Consider the following 15,532-nt stretch of genomic DNA (forward strand, 5'->3'; position numbering starts at 1 on the left):
CCGTCGGGGCGACCAGGGTGTTCAGCGCGTGTCGTGTCGAACCGTGGGTCCGGGCGTGTCGGAATAGTCGACCGACATGTCGAAGTGACCGCGTCGGGTGCCGTCATCGGCGCCGTGAGCGTGTCGGCGACGGCGAGCTGCATGCCGACCGAGCGCGCGCAGCAATTCCTCCCGACCGTGAAGGGTGCTGCGGCGGGGATTTCCCGCCGGAGGGGCTACCGGGCGTGGGAGCCCGTGCCCGCGGTCACTGACCCGGGACATCCGCGCGGGGCCCCGGTTCCTCGTCACAGGGGGACCGCCGCGACGAGGCGCTTCGTGTACTCGGCGCGGGGGTGGAAGTGCACCTGCTCGCTCGTCCCGGCCTCCCGCACGCACCCCCGATCGAGCAGGCGGCACCGTGGGTGATGCTGCGGAGGACCGCGAGATCGTGGGTGATGAGCAGGTAGCTCACGCCGAGCCGTTCCTGCGTCTCGACGAGGAGGTCGAGGATCTGCGCCTGCACGGCACGTCGAGCGCCGAGACCGGTCCGTCGAGCACGATGAGCGAGGGTTCGACGGCGAGGGCGAGGGTTCGACGGCGAGGGCGAGGGCAGGGCACGGCACGGGCGGGCTCGACGCGCTGACGCCGACCACCTGGGAGCTCGGCGGGCCGTCGAGCGGCGAAACCGGCCGCCCATCGAGGTCATGCGCGGTCGGTTCGCGTCACGCGACGTCAGGTCGACGAGGTGTGGCGCGTTCGGGTCGGCGGGACGCGAGCCGGGGAACGGCGCAGTGCACCGCGTCGCCGACGCCCCGTGGCGTCGTGTGTGCTCGCGCGTGGGCGAGGCCGGCCCGGTCGTGGGGTGCCGGAGGACGCGCGCGTCGGTTACGCTGACCGCGCTACATGCTCCGGGGTCGGTGCGATTCCGAACCGGCGGTGACAGTCCGCGACCCGCCTACCTGGCGGTCGATCCGGTGGAATTCCGGGACCGACGGTCAAAGTCCGGATGGGAGGCGCATGTGCGGGCACGGGTCGTCCGGCCGTCGTTCGACGACGGTGGCACGAGCTCCGGTCGCGCCCGCCCGAGGGACTCACCCCGGAGTGCCACGGAAACGAGGGCTGACGATGTTCACGGGAATCGTCGAGGAGTTGGGGCGCGTCGAGCGGATCGAGGTGCGTGCCGAGGACGCTCGCATCACGATCGCGGCACCGCTCGCGGTGAGCGATGCGTCGACGGGTGATTCGATCGCGGTCGACGGGGTGTGCCTCACGGTCGTCGATCACGACGCCGAGCGGTTCACCGCCGACGTCATGCGCGAGACGCTGCGCGCCTCGACGCTCGGCGAGCTGCGCCCGGAGGATCAGGTGAACCTCGAGCGCGCGATGCGCGTGGGCGACCGGCTCGGCGGCCACATCGTCCAGGGCCACGTCGACACGACCGCGGAGGTGGTGTCGCTCGTCGTGGCGGAGCGCTGGACCGTCGTGCGCTTCACGCTCGATGCCGAGCACGCGCGCCGCATCGTCACGAAGGGCTCGGTCGCCGTGCAGGGCGTGTCGCTCACGGTGAGCGCGCTCGGCACGGACTGGTTCGAGGTGTCACTCATCCCCGAGACACGGACCGCAACGACGCTCGCCACCCTCACTCCGGGCGACACCGTCAACATCGAGACCGACGTCCTCGCCCGCCACGTCGAGCGACTGCTCGAGACCGCGTCGGTGACACGACCCGGGGACGACTGAGCCTCGCGGTGGCGCTGCAGGCTCGCCGTACCGGCCGCGTGCCCACGGGCGGATTCCACGGCAGCCCAAGGTTGCAGATACAGGTGCAAGCGATCTAGCATGAGGCAAGCCGGACGCGATCGGCCCCGCGCACCACGCAATCCACCGTGTTGACCGGAGTCGGTCACGGCGACAGCGCCGTCCGCGTGTCACATCTTGCACAGCGGACGCGGCGCCTCGCTTCGCGCAGGGAAGGAAGTCGGCAATGGGACTCACGACACTCGGCCACGAGACCGTGATCGCCGACGACACCATTCAAGAGGCGGCCGTCTCCGTCATGGAGGATTTGCGCGACGACGAACCGGACGCGATCACGATCACGGCGGCCGGCACGTCACGCGCTGTTCCTCCGCAGTTGGCGGCTTTCATTCTGCATGTCATCGAACGCGCCGCCTGCGGAGCCACCACGATCGTCCGATCGTTCCCGGACGAACTCACGACGACCGCTGCCGCGGAACTCATCGGCCTGTCTCGACCCACGATCATGAAAATGGTCCAGGAGGGGCGACTGCCCGCGCGCAAGGTCGGCACCCACACCCGGATCCCGACCGTTTCCGTGCTCGAGTTCGCGGAAGCCCGACGCCACGAGAAGCGGGCCGCTTTCGACGCACTTCGTGACGCGTCGGACAACCTGGGCGGGATCTAGATCGGCGCTACGCTCCCGGTGTGGGCGTACAACGAGTACTCGTGGACGCAAACGTCCTGTATTCGAGGACACTGCGCGACTGGATGCTCATGCTTCGTCTGGAGGCCGACGGAATGTACGTCGTCCTCACCACCGAGGACATCCTCACCGAGGTGCTCTATCACTTCCGTCGAAGCCGCCCTCATGCCGACGGCGGCGACATTACCCGGCTCGCCGAGCATCTCCGCGAGAACATGGATGAGATCATCGCCGATTACAGGATCGACGCGAGCTACCCAGGCAAAGATCCTCACGACGGACATGTTCATGCCGCGGCCGTCGATGGGCGGGCGGATTACCTCGTGACGTCCGATGCGGGCCTGCTGGAGATGCCCGGAGACGAACTCCCCTACGAGATCTCCACACCCGACGCTTTTCTCACATTGGCCAACGACTCCGCACCGCGTGCGGTTTCTGCCGTCGTTCGAGAGCAACGCGGCTACGCGGAGCGGCGCGGTTACGGGAAGACACTCGATCAGGCGCTCCGTGATGCAGGATGCCCGACGTTCGCCGGGTGTATCGAGGAACACCTGCGTCACCAGAGTGGTGTAGCAGCACTCCCACGTGCGACTCGACGTCGCCGCCACTGAGCGACCTCGACACCCGGGCCGAGTCCGAAGAACCGGGCCGAGGATCGTCCGGATCGGGGCGAGGGACCACCGCCATCCTGCGGTCGTTCGCACTCGCTTGCCGTCTACCGCGCTTCACTCCTGCCGGAGCACCGGGCGGTGCGCCACGACCGCGACGCGCCGCCCGCCTCCACACCTCCGGCGCTTCGGCTCCGCTCGACCTCGCTACACGAGCCGCGTGGTCGGGGACGACTCGTACGTGCGCTCGGGGTCGGTGACGGCCACGGGTGCGAGCACCTCGTCGATACGCGCGACGACCTCGTCGTCGAGGACGACGCCCGACGCCTTGACCGTGTCCTCGAGCTGCTCGGGGCGGGAGGCGCCGACGATCGTCGCGGCGACATTGGGGTTGTGCAGCACCCAGGCGAGCGAGAGCTGCGCGAGGGTCAGGCCTGCCTCGTCCGCGATGGGACGCAGCCGCTGCACGGCCTCGAGCACGTCGTCGCGCAGGAAGCGCTTGATGAACTCGGACCCGCCGTGCTCGTCGGTCGCGCGCGAACCCTCGGGCACGGGCTGCCCGGGCAGGTACTTGCCCGTCAGGATGCCCTGCGCGAGCGGCGACCACACGATCTGCGAGATGCCGAGCTCCGCGCTCGTCGGTACGACCCTGCCCTCGATGACACGCCAGAGCGCGGAGTACTGCGGCTGGTTCGAGATGAGCTGGATGCCGAGCTGCGAGGCGAGGGCGTGCCCCTCGCGGAGCTGCTCGGCCGTCCACTCGCTGACGCCGATGTACAGGGCCTTGCCCTGCCGGACGATGTCGGCGAACGCCTGGAACGTCTCCTCGAGCGGGGTCTCGTGGTCGAATCGGTGCGCCTGGTACAGGTCGACGTGGTCGACGTCGAGTCGGCGCAGCGAGCCGTTGATGCTGTCCAGGATGTGCTTGCGCGACAGACCGGTGTCGTTCGTTCCCTTGGGGCCCGTCGGGAAGTAGACCTTCGTGAAGATCTCGAGCGACTCGCGACGCTGCCCCTTGAGCGCCTCCGCGAGCACCTCCTCGGCCGCCGTGTTGGCGTAGGTGTCGGCCGTGTCGAACGTCGTGATGCCGAGGTCGAGCGCCTTGTGCACCGTGGCGATCGCCGCATCGTTTGCCACCTGCGAGGCGTGGGTCAGCCAGTTGCCGTAGGTGATCTCCGAGATCTTGAAGCCGCTGTTGCCGAGATAGCGATAGTTGACCATTGCTTGAGGCTAGGCCCTCGGCATGGCCGGCCGTCGCCGTGTGAGCGCATGTGACGGCGCGGCCCCTCGATCGTGCTCAGGGCTTCCGGGTCCCGACGTCCGTCGGCACGACTCCGGCGTCCGGCACGGGCCTGCTCGGCGTCGCGAACCGCGCCCGGGCGAGCACGATCACGGCGGCGACCACGAGCGCGACGCCGAGCCAGTACGGTGCCGCGTGGGCGACGCCCGCGTAGAGCAGACCGGCGAGGACCGGCGCGATCATGCCGGTCCCGGAGCTGATCGACTGGCCGACGCCCGCGATCCACCCCTGCTCGTCGTCCGCGACCGAGTTGGACATGACGCCGTCCATCGAGGCCTGCGTCGCGCCCTGGCCGGCGGCGATGACAAGGGCCCCGACGACGAAGAGCCACGGCTGGGCGAGGAGCGATGCGACGATCGCGAGCGCCGCGAGCCCGGCGGCCTGCGCGATCGCACCGGCGATGACGACGCCGCGCTCCCCCAGGCGCCGGAGCAGCAGCGGCAGCAGGGCGCCCTGGATGACGATGTCGACGATGCCGACGGCCGCGACGACGAATCCCACGCGCGTCGCGTCCCACTGGACGGCATCGAGCGCGAGCACGCTGAAGTTGTTGACGAACATGCCGAACGGGAGCAGCAGGAGCGCGAAGCCGATCAGCAGGGGCCGAAGTTCCGCGCGGGCGAACGCCGTCCGGAAGACCGCGAACGGGTGCAGCGTGCGGAGCCGGACGGTCGTGACGCGTCGCTCGGGCGGGAGGCTCTCGGGCAGCACGAAGATCGCCAGGATCGCCGACACGAGGGCGATGCCCGCGGTGGCGAAGACGGGCAGATCGACGTCGATCGCGGCGAGCAGCCCACCGAGCGCGGGGGCGACCATCGTCGCGACGCCCGTGATCGCGCCGAGCAGGCCGAAACGCTTGGCGCGCTGTTCGGGCGGCGTGATGTCCGCGAGGTAGGCGAACAGGGCGGGCAGATCACCGGCCGTGAGGCCCTGGATGACGCGGCCGAGGAGGAGCACCCAGAGGGCGCCACCGAGGCCGAAGAGCGCGTAGCCGATGACGGCTCCGAAGGCGGCGACGATGATGACGGGGCGTCGGCCGTAGCGATCGGAGAGGCGCCCCAGGATCGGCGCGACGATGAAGGCGCACAGTGCGTTGACGGCCTCGAGGAGGCCGACCCAGAGCGCGAGGTCCGACTGGTTGGTGTAGCGGAGCACGACGAAGGGCAGGACGGGGAGGACGACGGTCATCCCGGAGGCGGCGAGCGCGGTCAGGACGACGAGCATGATCCAGGCGCGGCGAGCGGCACGCGCATCCATCTGGATCGGAACAGAAGGTGAATCCATACCAACACTGTAACCGTACCAGTTTTGGTGTCAATACAGTTTCTGGCCGTTCGTGCGTACGATGGAGCCATGACCGAGCCCGCACCGATCGGCCGCCGCGAGCGGAAGAAGGCGGCGACCCGCAAGCACATCTCGGACATCGCGACGATGATGTTCCTCGAGCGCGGCTTCGATCAGGTGAGCATCCGCGAGATCGCGGACGCCGCCGACGTCTCGCCGACGACGGTGTTCGCCCACTTCCCGCAGAAGGAGGCCCTCGTGTTCGACGAGGGCGATGCGCAGCGCGAACTCCTCGTCGCCGCGGTCCGTGACCGGCCGGCCGGAACCGACATCACGACGGCGCTCGAAGCCTGCTTCCGCAAGGAGTACGACGACATGATCGCCTTCGCCGGGAAGTTCCCCCACGAGGCGATCGCCCAGTTCGGCACCCTCGTGCGCGAGACGCCGGCGCTCGCAGAGTTCGAGGCGAAGATGTGGGTGCAGCACGAGGACGCGCTGGCCGCGACCATCGCGGCAGAACTCGGCGAGACCGAGCCGGACGATCAGACGCGCGCGTTCTGCCGCTTCGTCCTGCAGGTCTGGCAGCTCATGAACGCCTCACCCGACCCGGACGGCATGCTCCGCGCATCGTTCAGCATCCTCGAATCCGGTTGGGCTCCGGGCTCGGCACGATCCACCGCCGAGGACTGAGACGGTCACCGACCCTCGCCTCGTCGGGCGGACCGGCGGCCAGGGATCACGAGAACGACGAAGGCCCCTCTTTTGGAGGGGCCTTCGTCGACTGTCTCAACACAGAGCGCGCCCGGAGGGATTCGAACCCCCAACCTTCTGATCCGTAGTCAGATGCTCTATCCGTTGAGCTACGGGCGCACACCCACCGCGCTCTCGCGAAGCGGACTACGTAACCCTACACGCGAGCCGCTCGCCTCGGCAAATCCGGCGCGTCGCGGCGTCGGCCGGGCGCGTCGCACGGGCGGGACGTCACGGCGCGGTCGTCGAGTGACCGCCCGACGATCCGCCCTGCTCGCCCGTCCCCGATCCGGGCGCCTCGTTGTTGTTCCCCGTCCCGCTGGTTCCCGAGCCGTCCGTGCCGGTCGTGCTGCCCGTCCCGCCGCCGGTGCCCGTTCCGCCCGTGTTGACCGGCCCGGTTCCGGTGTTCGTCGGGTTCTGGTCCGTGCCGTCCTCGGTGCCCGTCGTCGGCTGCGTCGTCTCCTGCGGCACGCTCGTCTCGGTCGGCTGGGTCGCGGGCGCCGTCGGCTCCGGCGTGCCCGTCGCCGGGGTCTCCGTCTGCTCCACGGACGTCGACGCCGCCGGCTGCGCGCCGTACGCCGCTTCCGCCGCCGCCCGGTCGTCGAGCGCCGTGCCGAGCACCGAGCCCATCAACGCCACAGCGGCCGCGGCGGCCACCAGCCACCGCATGCCTGCCGAATCGGGGGTGGAAAGACGATCGTTTGACAAGCGCGCTCCGTTCATGCCGAAAGCCCCCGAGACACTGCGACCGGATTCGTCGCCGCGGGGGCCGATGTGCATCCATGATCGCCCACGCGGCTCAACGAACGGTCAACGCGCTCGACATCACCCCGCCCCGTTCACGAGCGGCGAACGCCGCGATACCCGAGAACGACGCGCGGCGCGTGGCCCCGAGGGCCGCGCGCCGCACATCACGAACGAACGAACCGCTACTCGACGGCCGTGTTGAGCCGCTGCTCCGACTCGACGTCGAACAGGTGCACGTGCTCGGGCGTCGGCACGATCGTGACCGACTCCCCCCGCCTCCGGGTGACGGCGACCGTCCACGCGCACGACGAGCGCGACGCGATCTTCCTCCGTGTCGCCCGAGTGGCCGTAGAGGTACGCGTCCGCGCCGAGTTCCTCGACGAGGTCGACGACGAGCGTGATGCCCGGCTGTCCCTCGACGACCTCGAGGTCCTCCGGCCGCACACCGAACACGACGGACGTCCGGTCGCCGAGCACGTCGCGCTCGACGGGAACACCGCCGAGCCGAACGCGACGCCGCCGTCGACGACGGGCAACTTCACGAGGTTCATCGCGGGCGATCCGACGAAACCGGCGACGAAGCGGTTCGCGGGCCGCGAGTACAGCTCGCCGGGCGTCCCGACCTGCTGCAGCACGCCGTCCTTGAGGACCGCGATGCGGTCAACCATCGTGAGCGCCTCGGTCTGGTCGTGCGTCACGTACACCGTCGTCGTCCCGAGCCGGCGCTGCATCGAGGCGATATGCGAGCGCGTCTGCACGCGAAGCTTGGCATCGAGGTTCGAGAGCGGCTCGTCCATGAGGAACACCTGCGGCTGCCGCACGATCGCGCGCCCCATCGCGACGCGCTGCCGCTGCCCGCCCGAGAGCGCCTTCGGCTTGCGGTCGAGGTACGGCTCGAGGTCGAGCATCTTCGCGGCCTCCGCGATGCGCTCGTCCTGCTCCGCCTTCGGGGTCTTCGCGTTGCTGAGCGCGAAACGCATGTTCTCCGACACGGTCATGTGCGGGTAGAGCGCGTAGCTCTGGAACACCATCGCGATGTCGCGATCCTTCGGCTTCACGTCGGTGACGTCCTTGTCGCCGATGCGGATCGCGCCCTGGTCGACGGGCTCGAGCCCCGCGAGCATGCGGAGCGTGGTCGACTTGCCGCACCCGGACGGGCCGACGAGCACGAGGAACTCGCCGTCGGCGATCTCCAGGTCGAACTCGTCGACGGCGGCACGCTCGGCGCCCGCGTAGATGCGGCTCGCTCGGTCGAACGTGACTGTGGCCATGAGTGGTGGTCTCCTTCGGCCCGCGCGTCGTCGCGCGAGTGGTTCGTGGGTTGCTGGGTGATGGGAGCGGCGGTCGGTGACGCGCGAGCGCAGCGCCACCGGAGGTGATGCCGGTCAGGGGGACGCGGGATCGGCGAGCGGCGGGTAGCGCACACCGTCGGCCCACACGTCGCGTACGCCGAGCGCGGCGTCGAGCAGCACGAGATCGGCGACGCGGCCCGGTGCGATGCGCCCGAACCGGTCGTCGACGCCGATCGCCCGTGCAGGGACCGCCGTGGCGGCGTCGACCGCCTCGACGAGCGGGACGCCGGCGCGCTCGACGGCCGTGCGCACCGCGCGGCCCATCGTGAGCGTCGAGCCCGCGATCGACCCCGTGTCGACGGTGCGGGGCACGCCGTCGCGCACCTCCACGTCGAGGGAGCCGAGCAGGTACCGGCCGTCGGCCATCCCGGTCGCGACCATCGCGTCGGTGATGAGCGCGACGCGCCCCGGGGCCTCGTCGAACACGAGCTTCACCATGCGCGGGTGCACGTGCACGCCGTCCGAGATGATCTCGAGCGTCACGCCCGAGCGGTCGAACGCCGCGGGGAGTGGCCCCGGCGCGCGGTGCTCGAGGCCGAACATGCCGTTGAACGCGTGCGTCACGATCGACGCGCCTCGATCGAACGTGTCCGCCGCCCCCTCGAGGACGGCGTCGGTGTGCCCCACCGCGACGCGCACGCCCGCCGCGAGCAGTAGCTCGATCGCCTCGTCGGCGCCGGGCCGTTCCGGGGCGAGAGTGATCTGCACGAGCCGTCCGTCCGCGGCGGCGATGAGTCGCCGCACGTCGTCCGGGCGCGCGTCGCGCAACAGGCCGGGATCGTGCGCCCCGCGGTGCGCGTGCGCGAGGAACGGGCCCTCGATGTGGATGCCGAGCAGCAGCGGATCGGCCGCGCATGCGGCGGCCGCCGCCGCGGTTCGCGCTTCGAGGTCGTCGATCGAGGCGGTCACGAGCGACACGAGCGACCGGGTCGTCCCGTGCGCGAGGTGACCGCGCCGGGCGGACGCGATGGCCGCCTCGCCGTCGTCGAACGCGAAGCCGAAGCCGCCGTGGCAGTGCAGGTCGATGTAGCCGGGCACGAGCACGCCGTCGGGTGCCTCCGCGAGCACCTCGACCTCGGGGCGAGGCCCGTCGCCGAGCTCGACGACGACGCCGTCCTCGAGGAGCACCCACGCGTCGCGCAGCTCGATGCCGTCCGAGACGAGACGTCCGGCCGCGACGAGCCCCGAGTCCACTCGCCCGTTCACGCGATCACAACCTCGTAGCCGAGTTCGCGGATCGCGTCGACCTGCTCGGCCGTCACGCCCTCGTCCGTCACGATGCCGTGGAAGATGCGCGGCGAACCGACCGTCGCGAACGAGCGCACACCGATCTTCGACGAGTCCGCGACGATCCACGCACGCGTCGCGCGCGTCGCCATGTGGGCATTCACGCGCGCTTCGCGCTCGTCGGTCACGGTCGGCCCCGCCGCGAGGTCGAAGCCGTTCACGCCGATCAGCGCGACGTCGAGCGTCACGCGCTCGAGGATGAGGTCGCTGAACGGCCCAGACGCCTCGTACGAGCCGCGATGCAGCGCGCCGCCCGTGACGACGACACGGATGTGCGGCCGGATCACGAGGTCCTGCGCGATGTTGATCGCGTTCGTGACGAGCGTCAGACCACGCTCCACGAACGATTCACGGCGCCCGAGTTCGACCGCGACCGCCGTCGCGGTCGACCCGCCCGAGAGGCCCACCGACTGCCCCGGCTGCACGAGGCGCTCGGCGACCACGGCGGCGATCCTGCCCTTCTGCACGGCCATCGCGTCGCGCCGGTAGCGGGCGGGCAACTCGAAGTCGACGGACAGGGCGCTCGCGCCACCGTGCGTGCGCGACACGAGCCGGCGTTCGGCGAGCACGTCGAGGTCGCGCCGCGCGGTCGCGATCGAGACGTCGAAGGTCTCGGCGATGTCGTTCACGGCGATCGAACCGTGCGCGGAGAGTTTCTCGAGAATGCCGGCGAGGCGTTCGTCACGTCGCATCAGGACTCCCCAGGGGTCGGGCGAACAGGCGGATGAGCCGGTCCGCCTCCGCGGTGAGCAACTCGCGTCCCTCGTGCAGGTACTTCCGCGAGTCGACGAGCGCCGCATCGCGCTCGAGCCGCGCGCGAACGCCGCTCGTGAAGGCCTTGTTGAGCTGGGTCGAGACGTTGATCTTGCGCAACCCGGCGGCGATCCCGAGCCTGATACCAGTATCGGGCACGCCGCTCGATCCGTGCAGGACGAGTGGCACCGGTACCGCGACGCGCAGGCGCTCGACGAGATCGAGGTCGAGCTGCGCCGTGCGGTCCACCATCTGGTGCGAGCTGCCGACGGCCACGGCGAGTGCATCGACGCCCGTCGCCTCGACGAACGCCCGCGCCTCATCCGGGTCGGTGCGCGTCGCGTGGTCGAGGTGCACGGCGAGCGGCACGTCGGTCGCTCCCGCGACGGTCTTCGTCGCCTCGGCGATCGGGGCGAGCGACCCGTGGTAGTCGACGCAGTTCTCGGAAATCTGCAGCACGATGCCGTGCCCGGCGCGCGTCGCGGCCTCGGCGAGCGCCTCGACGGTCTCGATGTGGAGCACGTTGAACGCGGCGAGGCCGCGTTCCTCGGCATCGGCGTGGCGCAACAGGTCGAGGGTGCGGGCGCGTGTCATGGATTCTCCGTCGTCGTCTGCAGCCGAAGTCGTTCGGCGAGGTCGGTCGTGTCGGCGAGCGCGCCAGCCACGGGGGCGAGCACGGCCGCGGCGGCCCAGGTGGCGGCGGTCCGCAGGGTGGTCTCGATCCGTTCGGCGTCGAACGGCAGGAACGGGTCGGAGCTCGGCGCGGCATCGATCACGGCGGCGATCGCGGCGACGACGGCGTCCCCCGCACCGGTCGTGTTGCCCGCGACGGGCGCACCGGGGGCGACCGCGACGATCGGACCGTCGGCCCGGACGGCCGCGAGGCCGCGCGCCCCGAGGGAAGCGAGCACGATGCCACCGCTGCGGCGGGCGAGCGCACGAGCCCCCGCGAGCGGGTCAGGGAGTCCCGTGACGGCCTCGATCTCGTGCTCGTTGGGTTTCACGAGGTCGGCGCCCGCATCGACCGCGGCATCGAGGTACGCCTTCGAGGTGTCGACGATCACGACGGCACCGACGCGACGACCGGCGTCGACGAGGTGCCCGACGAGTGAGGTCGGCGTCCCGGGCGGGAACGATCCCGCGACGACCAGGACGATCGGCTGGTCCGGCCCGGCGGCACGCGCGGCGACGAGTCGCGCGTCGACGGCCGCCACGAGCGCGGCGGTCTCGAACGGTGCGAGCGGGCCGCCCGTCTCGTTGAGGTTCGTCGTCTCGGCGGGCGTCACGATCGAGAGCGTCCGGCGCAGGGGCGTCGCCACGGGCACCGCGGTGAACGGCACACCGGCGGCGGCGAGGTCGTCGCGGAAGACGTCACCCGATGCGCCACCGAGCGGGGCGACCGCCTCGGCGCCGACGCCCGCTGAGGCGAGCACACGTGCGACGTTGATCCCCTTGCCGCCCGCCTGCTCGGCGACGTCAGCGACGCGCTGGCTCGCACCGAGCCGGACCTCGGGCACGGTGTACGTGACGTCGAGGGCGGGATTCGGCGTGACGGTGACGATCATGCGCCAGCTCCCGGGCCGTGGTCCGCGTCGAGATCGCGCGCGAGGAGCGCGGCGCCGACGAGGCCCGCGCGCGGGCCGAGCGCGGCGATCCGCAGCGACGGTCGACGCTGGATCGTGATGCGACGGTCGAGTGCGCGTTCGATCGGTTCGAGCAGTTCGTTCCCGGCGGACGCGAGCCCACCTCCGAGCACGACGACCTCGGGGCCCGTGATCGTCGACAGGTGGCGCAGGGTCGTCGCGATGCCCTCGACCGCGTCCTGCCACACGGCCGCCGCGTCCGCATCGCCCGCACGCATGGCCTCCAACACGTCGCGCGATCCCGCGGCGGCCCGCCCGGTGCGCGTCTCGTAGCGGAGCGCGATCGCGGCTGCACTCGCGACGGCCTCGAGGCAGCCGCGTCCACCGCACACGCACGCGGGCCCGTCGGCCACGACCAGGTGACCGATCTCACCGGCATAGCCACCCGCCCGCAGCGGCGCGCCGTCGACGACGAGCGCCGCGGCGACGCCCGTCCCGATCACCACGACGGCGACGTCGCGTTCACCGGCGGCCGCGCCGAGGCGCGTCTCGGCGACGCCGGCCGCGCGCACGTCGTGTCCGAGCGCGACCGGCAGTTCGAGGCGCGACCGCAGGAGTTCTCGGAGCGGGAAGTCCCGCCAACCGAGATTGTGGCTCGCGACGGCGACACCGGCCGGTTCGTCGACGATGCCGGGCACGACGACACCGAGCGCGTCGACGCGCCCGACGAGGGCCTCTGCCTCCGCGCGCCAGGCGGGCGCCTGCTCGACGACCCACTCCGCCGCCCCCAGGCGCGGTGTCGGAAGCGTCTCGAGCGGCACGAACGTACCGTCCGCGCCGACGGCGGCGCGCTTGGTGTCGGTGCCTCCCACGTCGATCGCGACGACGGCGACACCGGCCCCGAGCGAGAGGCCCGGAGGGTTCGAGGGGCCGGGGGTCATCAGTTCAGGATGACCGCACGCGAGAGGCCACGGGGCACGTCGGGGTCGAGGTCGCGCGCACGTGCACGAGCGAGCGCGATGCGGTGCGCGTAGACGAGCTGTGCGAGGGGATCCGTGTCGGGGTGCTCAACGAACGTCGCGCCGAGACCGCGCACCTCGTCACCGAGCCCCACCGGCGGGGCACCGAAGACCCACGTGGCACGTCCCGGGCGGGCGATCGAGATGGGGCCGTGGCGGTAGTCCATCGCGAGGTACGACTCGGTCCACGACTGCGACGCCTCGCGGTTCTTGAGCGCCGCCTCGTGCGCGAGGCCGAGGGTCCAGCCCGTCCCCAGGAACGCGATCTGCTCGGCCTGGACGAGGTCGGCGTCGATTTCGACGGCGAGCATGCGCTCCGCGTCGGCGATCGCGCCGTCGAGCGACTCGCCGAGGTGCGCGCGCAGGAGGGCGAGGACGCTCGTCGCGAATCGGGTCTGGACGACGGAGCGCTCGTCGGCGAACGAGAGGGGCACGAGGTGGTCGACGGCGGTCGCGAACGGTGACGACCCGTCACCGACGATGCCGTACACGGGCACGCGTCCGGCGTTCTCGTCGATGACGCGGAGCACCTCGCTCGTCGTGCCGGAGCGGGTGATCGCGACGACGGCGTCGTACCCCCGGCCGAGTTCGACCTCGGTCGCCTGGTAGGCGTCGGTGAGGCCGAGCCCCGCGGTGTTGCGGAGGCTCGCGTAGGCCTGCGCCGTGAACCACGAGGTGCCGCAGCCGATGACGGCGACGCGAGCGCCGTGCTCGGGGAGCGCCGCCGTCGTGGCGATGTCCGCGGCCGTGGCCCAGTTCTGTGGCTGGGTCGAGAGCTCGGCGGCCATGTGGGCCCCGAGGGACGAGGCGGCCTCGTCGTGTGCATCGTTCGGCATGCGCAACATGATTGAACATGTCCGGCTCGCTTGTCTAGTGATCAAAAACAATCATCTCATGTTCACGAACACGCACGAACGCTTCCATGCACGTGAATTGCCTGATCAACGTTCAAATATTCACCTCGTCACCGCGCGCTTCATCACGGAGCGAGATGGAACGGTGACCTGGCCGAGCTTGACGTGCGGCCCGAGCCCGGGAATGCCGTCGCCAACGCTTGATTGATCTTGGGACTTACTCCCGACTTTCAAGCACCATGCGTCAACGAAGACACGCAGGGATGACGCGACCATCAGCGGTCGGGACCACCCGACCACGAGAACAAGGAAGTACCAACATGCAGCGTTCACGACGGGTCGGGTCGGCGATCGCCGTCGCCACCGCGGGACTCCTCGCGCTCAGCGCGTGCGGTGGCGGGGGTGCCGGCGGCGGAGGTGGTGACTCGGTCACGCTCAACATGCTCGTTCCGGGCTACTCCGACAACACCAAGGGACTCTGGGAAGGCGTCATCAGCGACTTCCAGGCGGCCAACGCCGGCATCACGATCAACCTCGAAGTGGTCTCGTGGGACGACCTCGACTCGGTCGTGACGACGAAGATCCAGGGCGGCCAGGCGCCCGACATCTACAACGGCGGCGACTACTCGAGCTTCGTCGCCGACGAACTCCTCTACCCGATCGACCAGGTCGTCGGCCCCGACACCCTCGCCGACTTCCAGCCATCGTTCGTCCCGAACGCCTCGATCGACGGCGTCCAGTACGGTGCCCCGCTCATCGCGTCGGCCCGCGCACTCTTCGTCAACACCGAGCTGCTCCAGCAGGCGGGCATCTCGGCCGCACCCACGACGTGGGACGAGCTCAAGACCGCGGCAACCGCGATCTCGGGCCTCGGCGGCGGCGTCGCGGGCTACGGGCTCCCCCTCGGTTCGGAGGAGGCACAGGCCGAGGCGGCCGTCTGGTTCTACGGCGGTGGCGGCGGCTACGGCGACGAGACGACGCTCACGATCGACTCGCCCGAGAACATCGCGGCGGCACAGTTCGTGAAGGGTCTCATCGACGCCGGCGCGACCCAGGCCGACCCGGGTGCGACCGACCGCAGCCCCCTCATGGACGTCTTCGTCCAGGGCAAGATCGGCATGCAGATCGGCCTCCCGCCGACCGTCGGCCAGATCGCCGACAACAACCCCGAGCTGAAGTACGAGATCGTCCCGATCCCGACGAAGGACGGCTCGCCCGTGACGCTCGGTGTCGCCGACCACCTCGTCGCGTTCGACAACGGCGACGACGCCAAGCAGGCCGCCATCACGACCTTCTTCGACTACTTCTTCTCGGCCGACGTCTACACCAACTGGGTCACGACCGAGGGGTTCCTCCCCACGACCGTCTCCGGTGGTGAGGCGCTCGCCTCCGACGAGGCGCTCGCGCCGTTCCTCGAGCTCCTGCCCGACGCCAAGTTCTACCCCTCGGCGAACCCCAACTGGCAGGCCGCCGCGAACGCGATGAAGACGAACTTCGGCCTCATCGCGACCCAGGACCCGGCGACGGTGCTCCAGAAGATCCAGACCGAGGCCGAGGCCGGCTAAGGAGACCG

The 15,532-nt window shown here is 70.6% G+C and carries 16 protein-coding genes, 1 tRNA gene, 1 pseudogene and 1 riboswitch; of the genes and pseudogenes, 7 read left to right on the forward strand and 11 right to left on the reverse strand.

The genetic code is table 11. The features are described 5' to 3' along the window. Positions 1-397: 397 nt before the first annotated feature. The 4 genes from HNR16_RS14200 to HNR16_RS14215 all read left to right on the forward strand — a co-directional run bounded on the left by HNR16_RS14200 (position 398) and on the right by HNR16_RS14215 (position 3,033). The gene (locus HNR16_RS14200) at positions 398-622 is read left to right on the forward strand and encodes a hypothetical protein (RefSeq protein WP_158041385.1); all 225 of its coding nucleotides are present in this window, start codon (positions 398-400) and stop codon (positions 620-622) included. Positions 623-879: 257 nt separating this feature from the next. Further along, positions 880-1,001, forward strand: a riboswitch (FMN riboswitch). Between the two features lie 103 nt (positions 1,002-1,104). Then, positions 1,105-1,719 carry a riboflavin synthase gene (locus HNR16_RS14205; protein WP_158041384.1) on the forward strand — a complete coding sequence of 205 codons (615 nt, stop codon included), beginning with the start codon at positions 1,105-1,107 and terminating at the stop codon, positions 1,717-1,719. A 274-nt stretch (positions 1,720-1,993) separates the two neighbouring features. Further along, a complete protein-coding gene (locus HNR16_RS18670; RefSeq protein WP_179558270.1) occupies positions 1,994-2,404 on the forward strand; it encodes a helix-turn-helix domain-containing protein in 411 nt (136 codons plus the stop codon). Positions 2,405-2,445: 41 nt separating this feature from the next. Next, the gene (locus tag HNR16_RS14215) at positions 2,446-3,033 is read left to right on the forward strand and encodes a PIN domain-containing protein (protein WP_179558271.1); all 588 of its coding nucleotides are present in this window, start codon (positions 2,446-2,448) and stop codon (positions 3,031-3,033) included. A 204-nt stretch (positions 3,034-3,237) separates the two neighbouring features. Here HNR16_RS14215 and HNR16_RS14220 read toward each other — a convergent pair whose 3' ends face one another. Both HNR16_RS14220 and HNR16_RS14225 read right to left on the reverse strand, forming a co-directional pair. Further along, the gene (locus tag HNR16_RS14220; protein WP_158041381.1) at positions 3,238-4,251 is read right to left on the reverse strand and encodes an aldo/keto reductase family protein; all 1,014 of its coding nucleotides are present in this window, start codon (positions 4,249-4,251) and stop codon (positions 3,238-3,240) included. A gap of 76 nt (positions 4,252-4,327) precedes the next feature. Beyond that, entirely contained in the window at positions 4,328-5,614 is a 1,287-nt protein-coding gene (locus HNR16_RS14225) for an MFS transporter (protein WP_225737929.1), read from the reverse strand. A 69-nt stretch (positions 5,615-5,683) separates the two neighbouring features. Between HNR16_RS14225 and HNR16_RS14230 the strand changes: the two genes are divergently transcribed. Next, positions 5,684-6,304, forward strand: a complete 621-nt coding sequence (locus HNR16_RS14230) for a TetR/AcrR family transcriptional regulator (RefSeq protein WP_158041380.1) — start codon at positions 5,684-5,686, stop codon at positions 6,302-6,304. Between the two features lie 107 nt (positions 6,305-6,411). Here the strand turns inward: HNR16_RS14230 and HNR16_RS14235 are convergent. From HNR16_RS14235 to HNR16_RS14275, 9 genes and pseudogenes are all read right to left on the reverse strand, one after another. Next, positions 6,412-6,484: transfer RNA gene (locus tag HNR16_RS14235), tRNA-Arg, on the reverse strand. Between the two features lie 111 nt (positions 6,485-6,595). Further along, positions 6,596-7,072 carry a hypothetical protein gene (locus HNR16_RS14240; RefSeq protein WP_158041379.1) on the reverse strand — a complete coding sequence of 159 codons (477 nt, stop codon included), beginning with the start codon at positions 7,070-7,072 and terminating at the stop codon, positions 6,596-6,598. Between the two features lie 221 nt (positions 7,073-7,293). Then, positions 7,294-8,382 (reverse strand): annotated as a pseudogene (locus HNR16_RS14245) (ABC transporter ATP-binding protein). A 114-nt stretch (positions 8,383-8,496) separates the two neighbouring features. After that, positions 8,497-9,669: an N-acetylglucosamine-6-phosphate deacetylase gene (gene nagA / locus HNR16_RS14250; protein WP_225737928.1), complete on the reverse strand. Its 1,173-nt coding sequence runs from the start codon at positions 9,667-9,669 to the stop codon at positions 8,497-8,499. Then, a complete protein-coding gene (locus tag HNR16_RS14255; RefSeq protein ID WP_158041378.1) occupies positions 9,666-10,442 on the reverse strand; it encodes a DeoR/GlpR family DNA-binding transcription regulator in 777 nt (258 codons plus the stop codon). Before HNR16_RS14255 ends, nagA begins: the two co-directional genes overlap by 4 nt. Then, positions 10,432-11,097 carry a class II fructose-bisphosphate aldolase gene (locus tag HNR16_RS14260; protein WP_158041377.1) on the reverse strand — a complete coding sequence of 222 codons (666 nt, stop codon included), beginning with the start codon at positions 11,095-11,097 and terminating at the stop codon, positions 10,432-10,434. Before HNR16_RS14260 ends, HNR16_RS14255 begins: the two co-directional genes overlap by 11 nt. Continuing rightward, complete coding sequence (locus tag HNR16_RS14265) at positions 11,094-12,068, reverse strand: 1-phosphofructokinase family hexose kinase (RefSeq protein WP_158041376.1); 975 nt, start codon at positions 12,066-12,068, stop codon at positions 11,094-11,096. Before HNR16_RS14265 ends, HNR16_RS14260 begins: the two co-directional genes overlap by 4 nt. Further along, positions 12,065-13,027 (reverse strand): ROK family protein, encoded by a 963-nt coding sequence (locus HNR16_RS14270; protein WP_158041375.1) that lies wholly within the window; start codon positions 13,025-13,027, stop codon positions 12,065-12,067. Before HNR16_RS14270 ends, HNR16_RS14265 begins: the two co-directional genes overlap by 4 nt. Beyond that, positions 13,027-13,941, reverse strand: coding sequence for an SIS domain-containing protein (locus tag HNR16_RS14275; RefSeq protein WP_158041374.1), 915 nt, complete (start codon positions 13,939-13,941; stop codon positions 13,027-13,029). Before HNR16_RS14275 ends, HNR16_RS14270 begins: the two co-directional genes overlap by 1 nt. 58 nt (positions 13,942-13,999) lie before the next feature. Here HNR16_RS14275 and HNR16_RS14280 point away from each other — a divergent pair, with 58 nt between their 5' ends. Further along, positions 14,000-14,167: a hypothetical protein gene (locus tag HNR16_RS14280; protein WP_179558272.1), complete on the forward strand. Its 168-nt coding sequence runs from the start codon at positions 14,000-14,002 to the stop codon at positions 14,165-14,167. A 112-nt stretch (positions 14,168-14,279) separates the two neighbouring features. Next, positions 14,280-15,524: an extracellular solute-binding protein gene (locus tag HNR16_RS14285; protein ID WP_158041373.1), complete on the forward strand. Its 1,245-nt coding sequence runs from the start codon at positions 14,280-14,282 to the stop codon at positions 15,522-15,524. Positions 15,525-15,532 lie beyond the last annotated feature (8 nt).

It is taken from the genome of Pseudoclavibacter chungangensis (genome assembly GCF_013410545.1).
GTDB lineage: Bacteria > Actinomycetota > Actinomycetes > Actinomycetales > Microbacteriaceae > Pseudoclavibacter > Pseudoclavibacter chungangensis.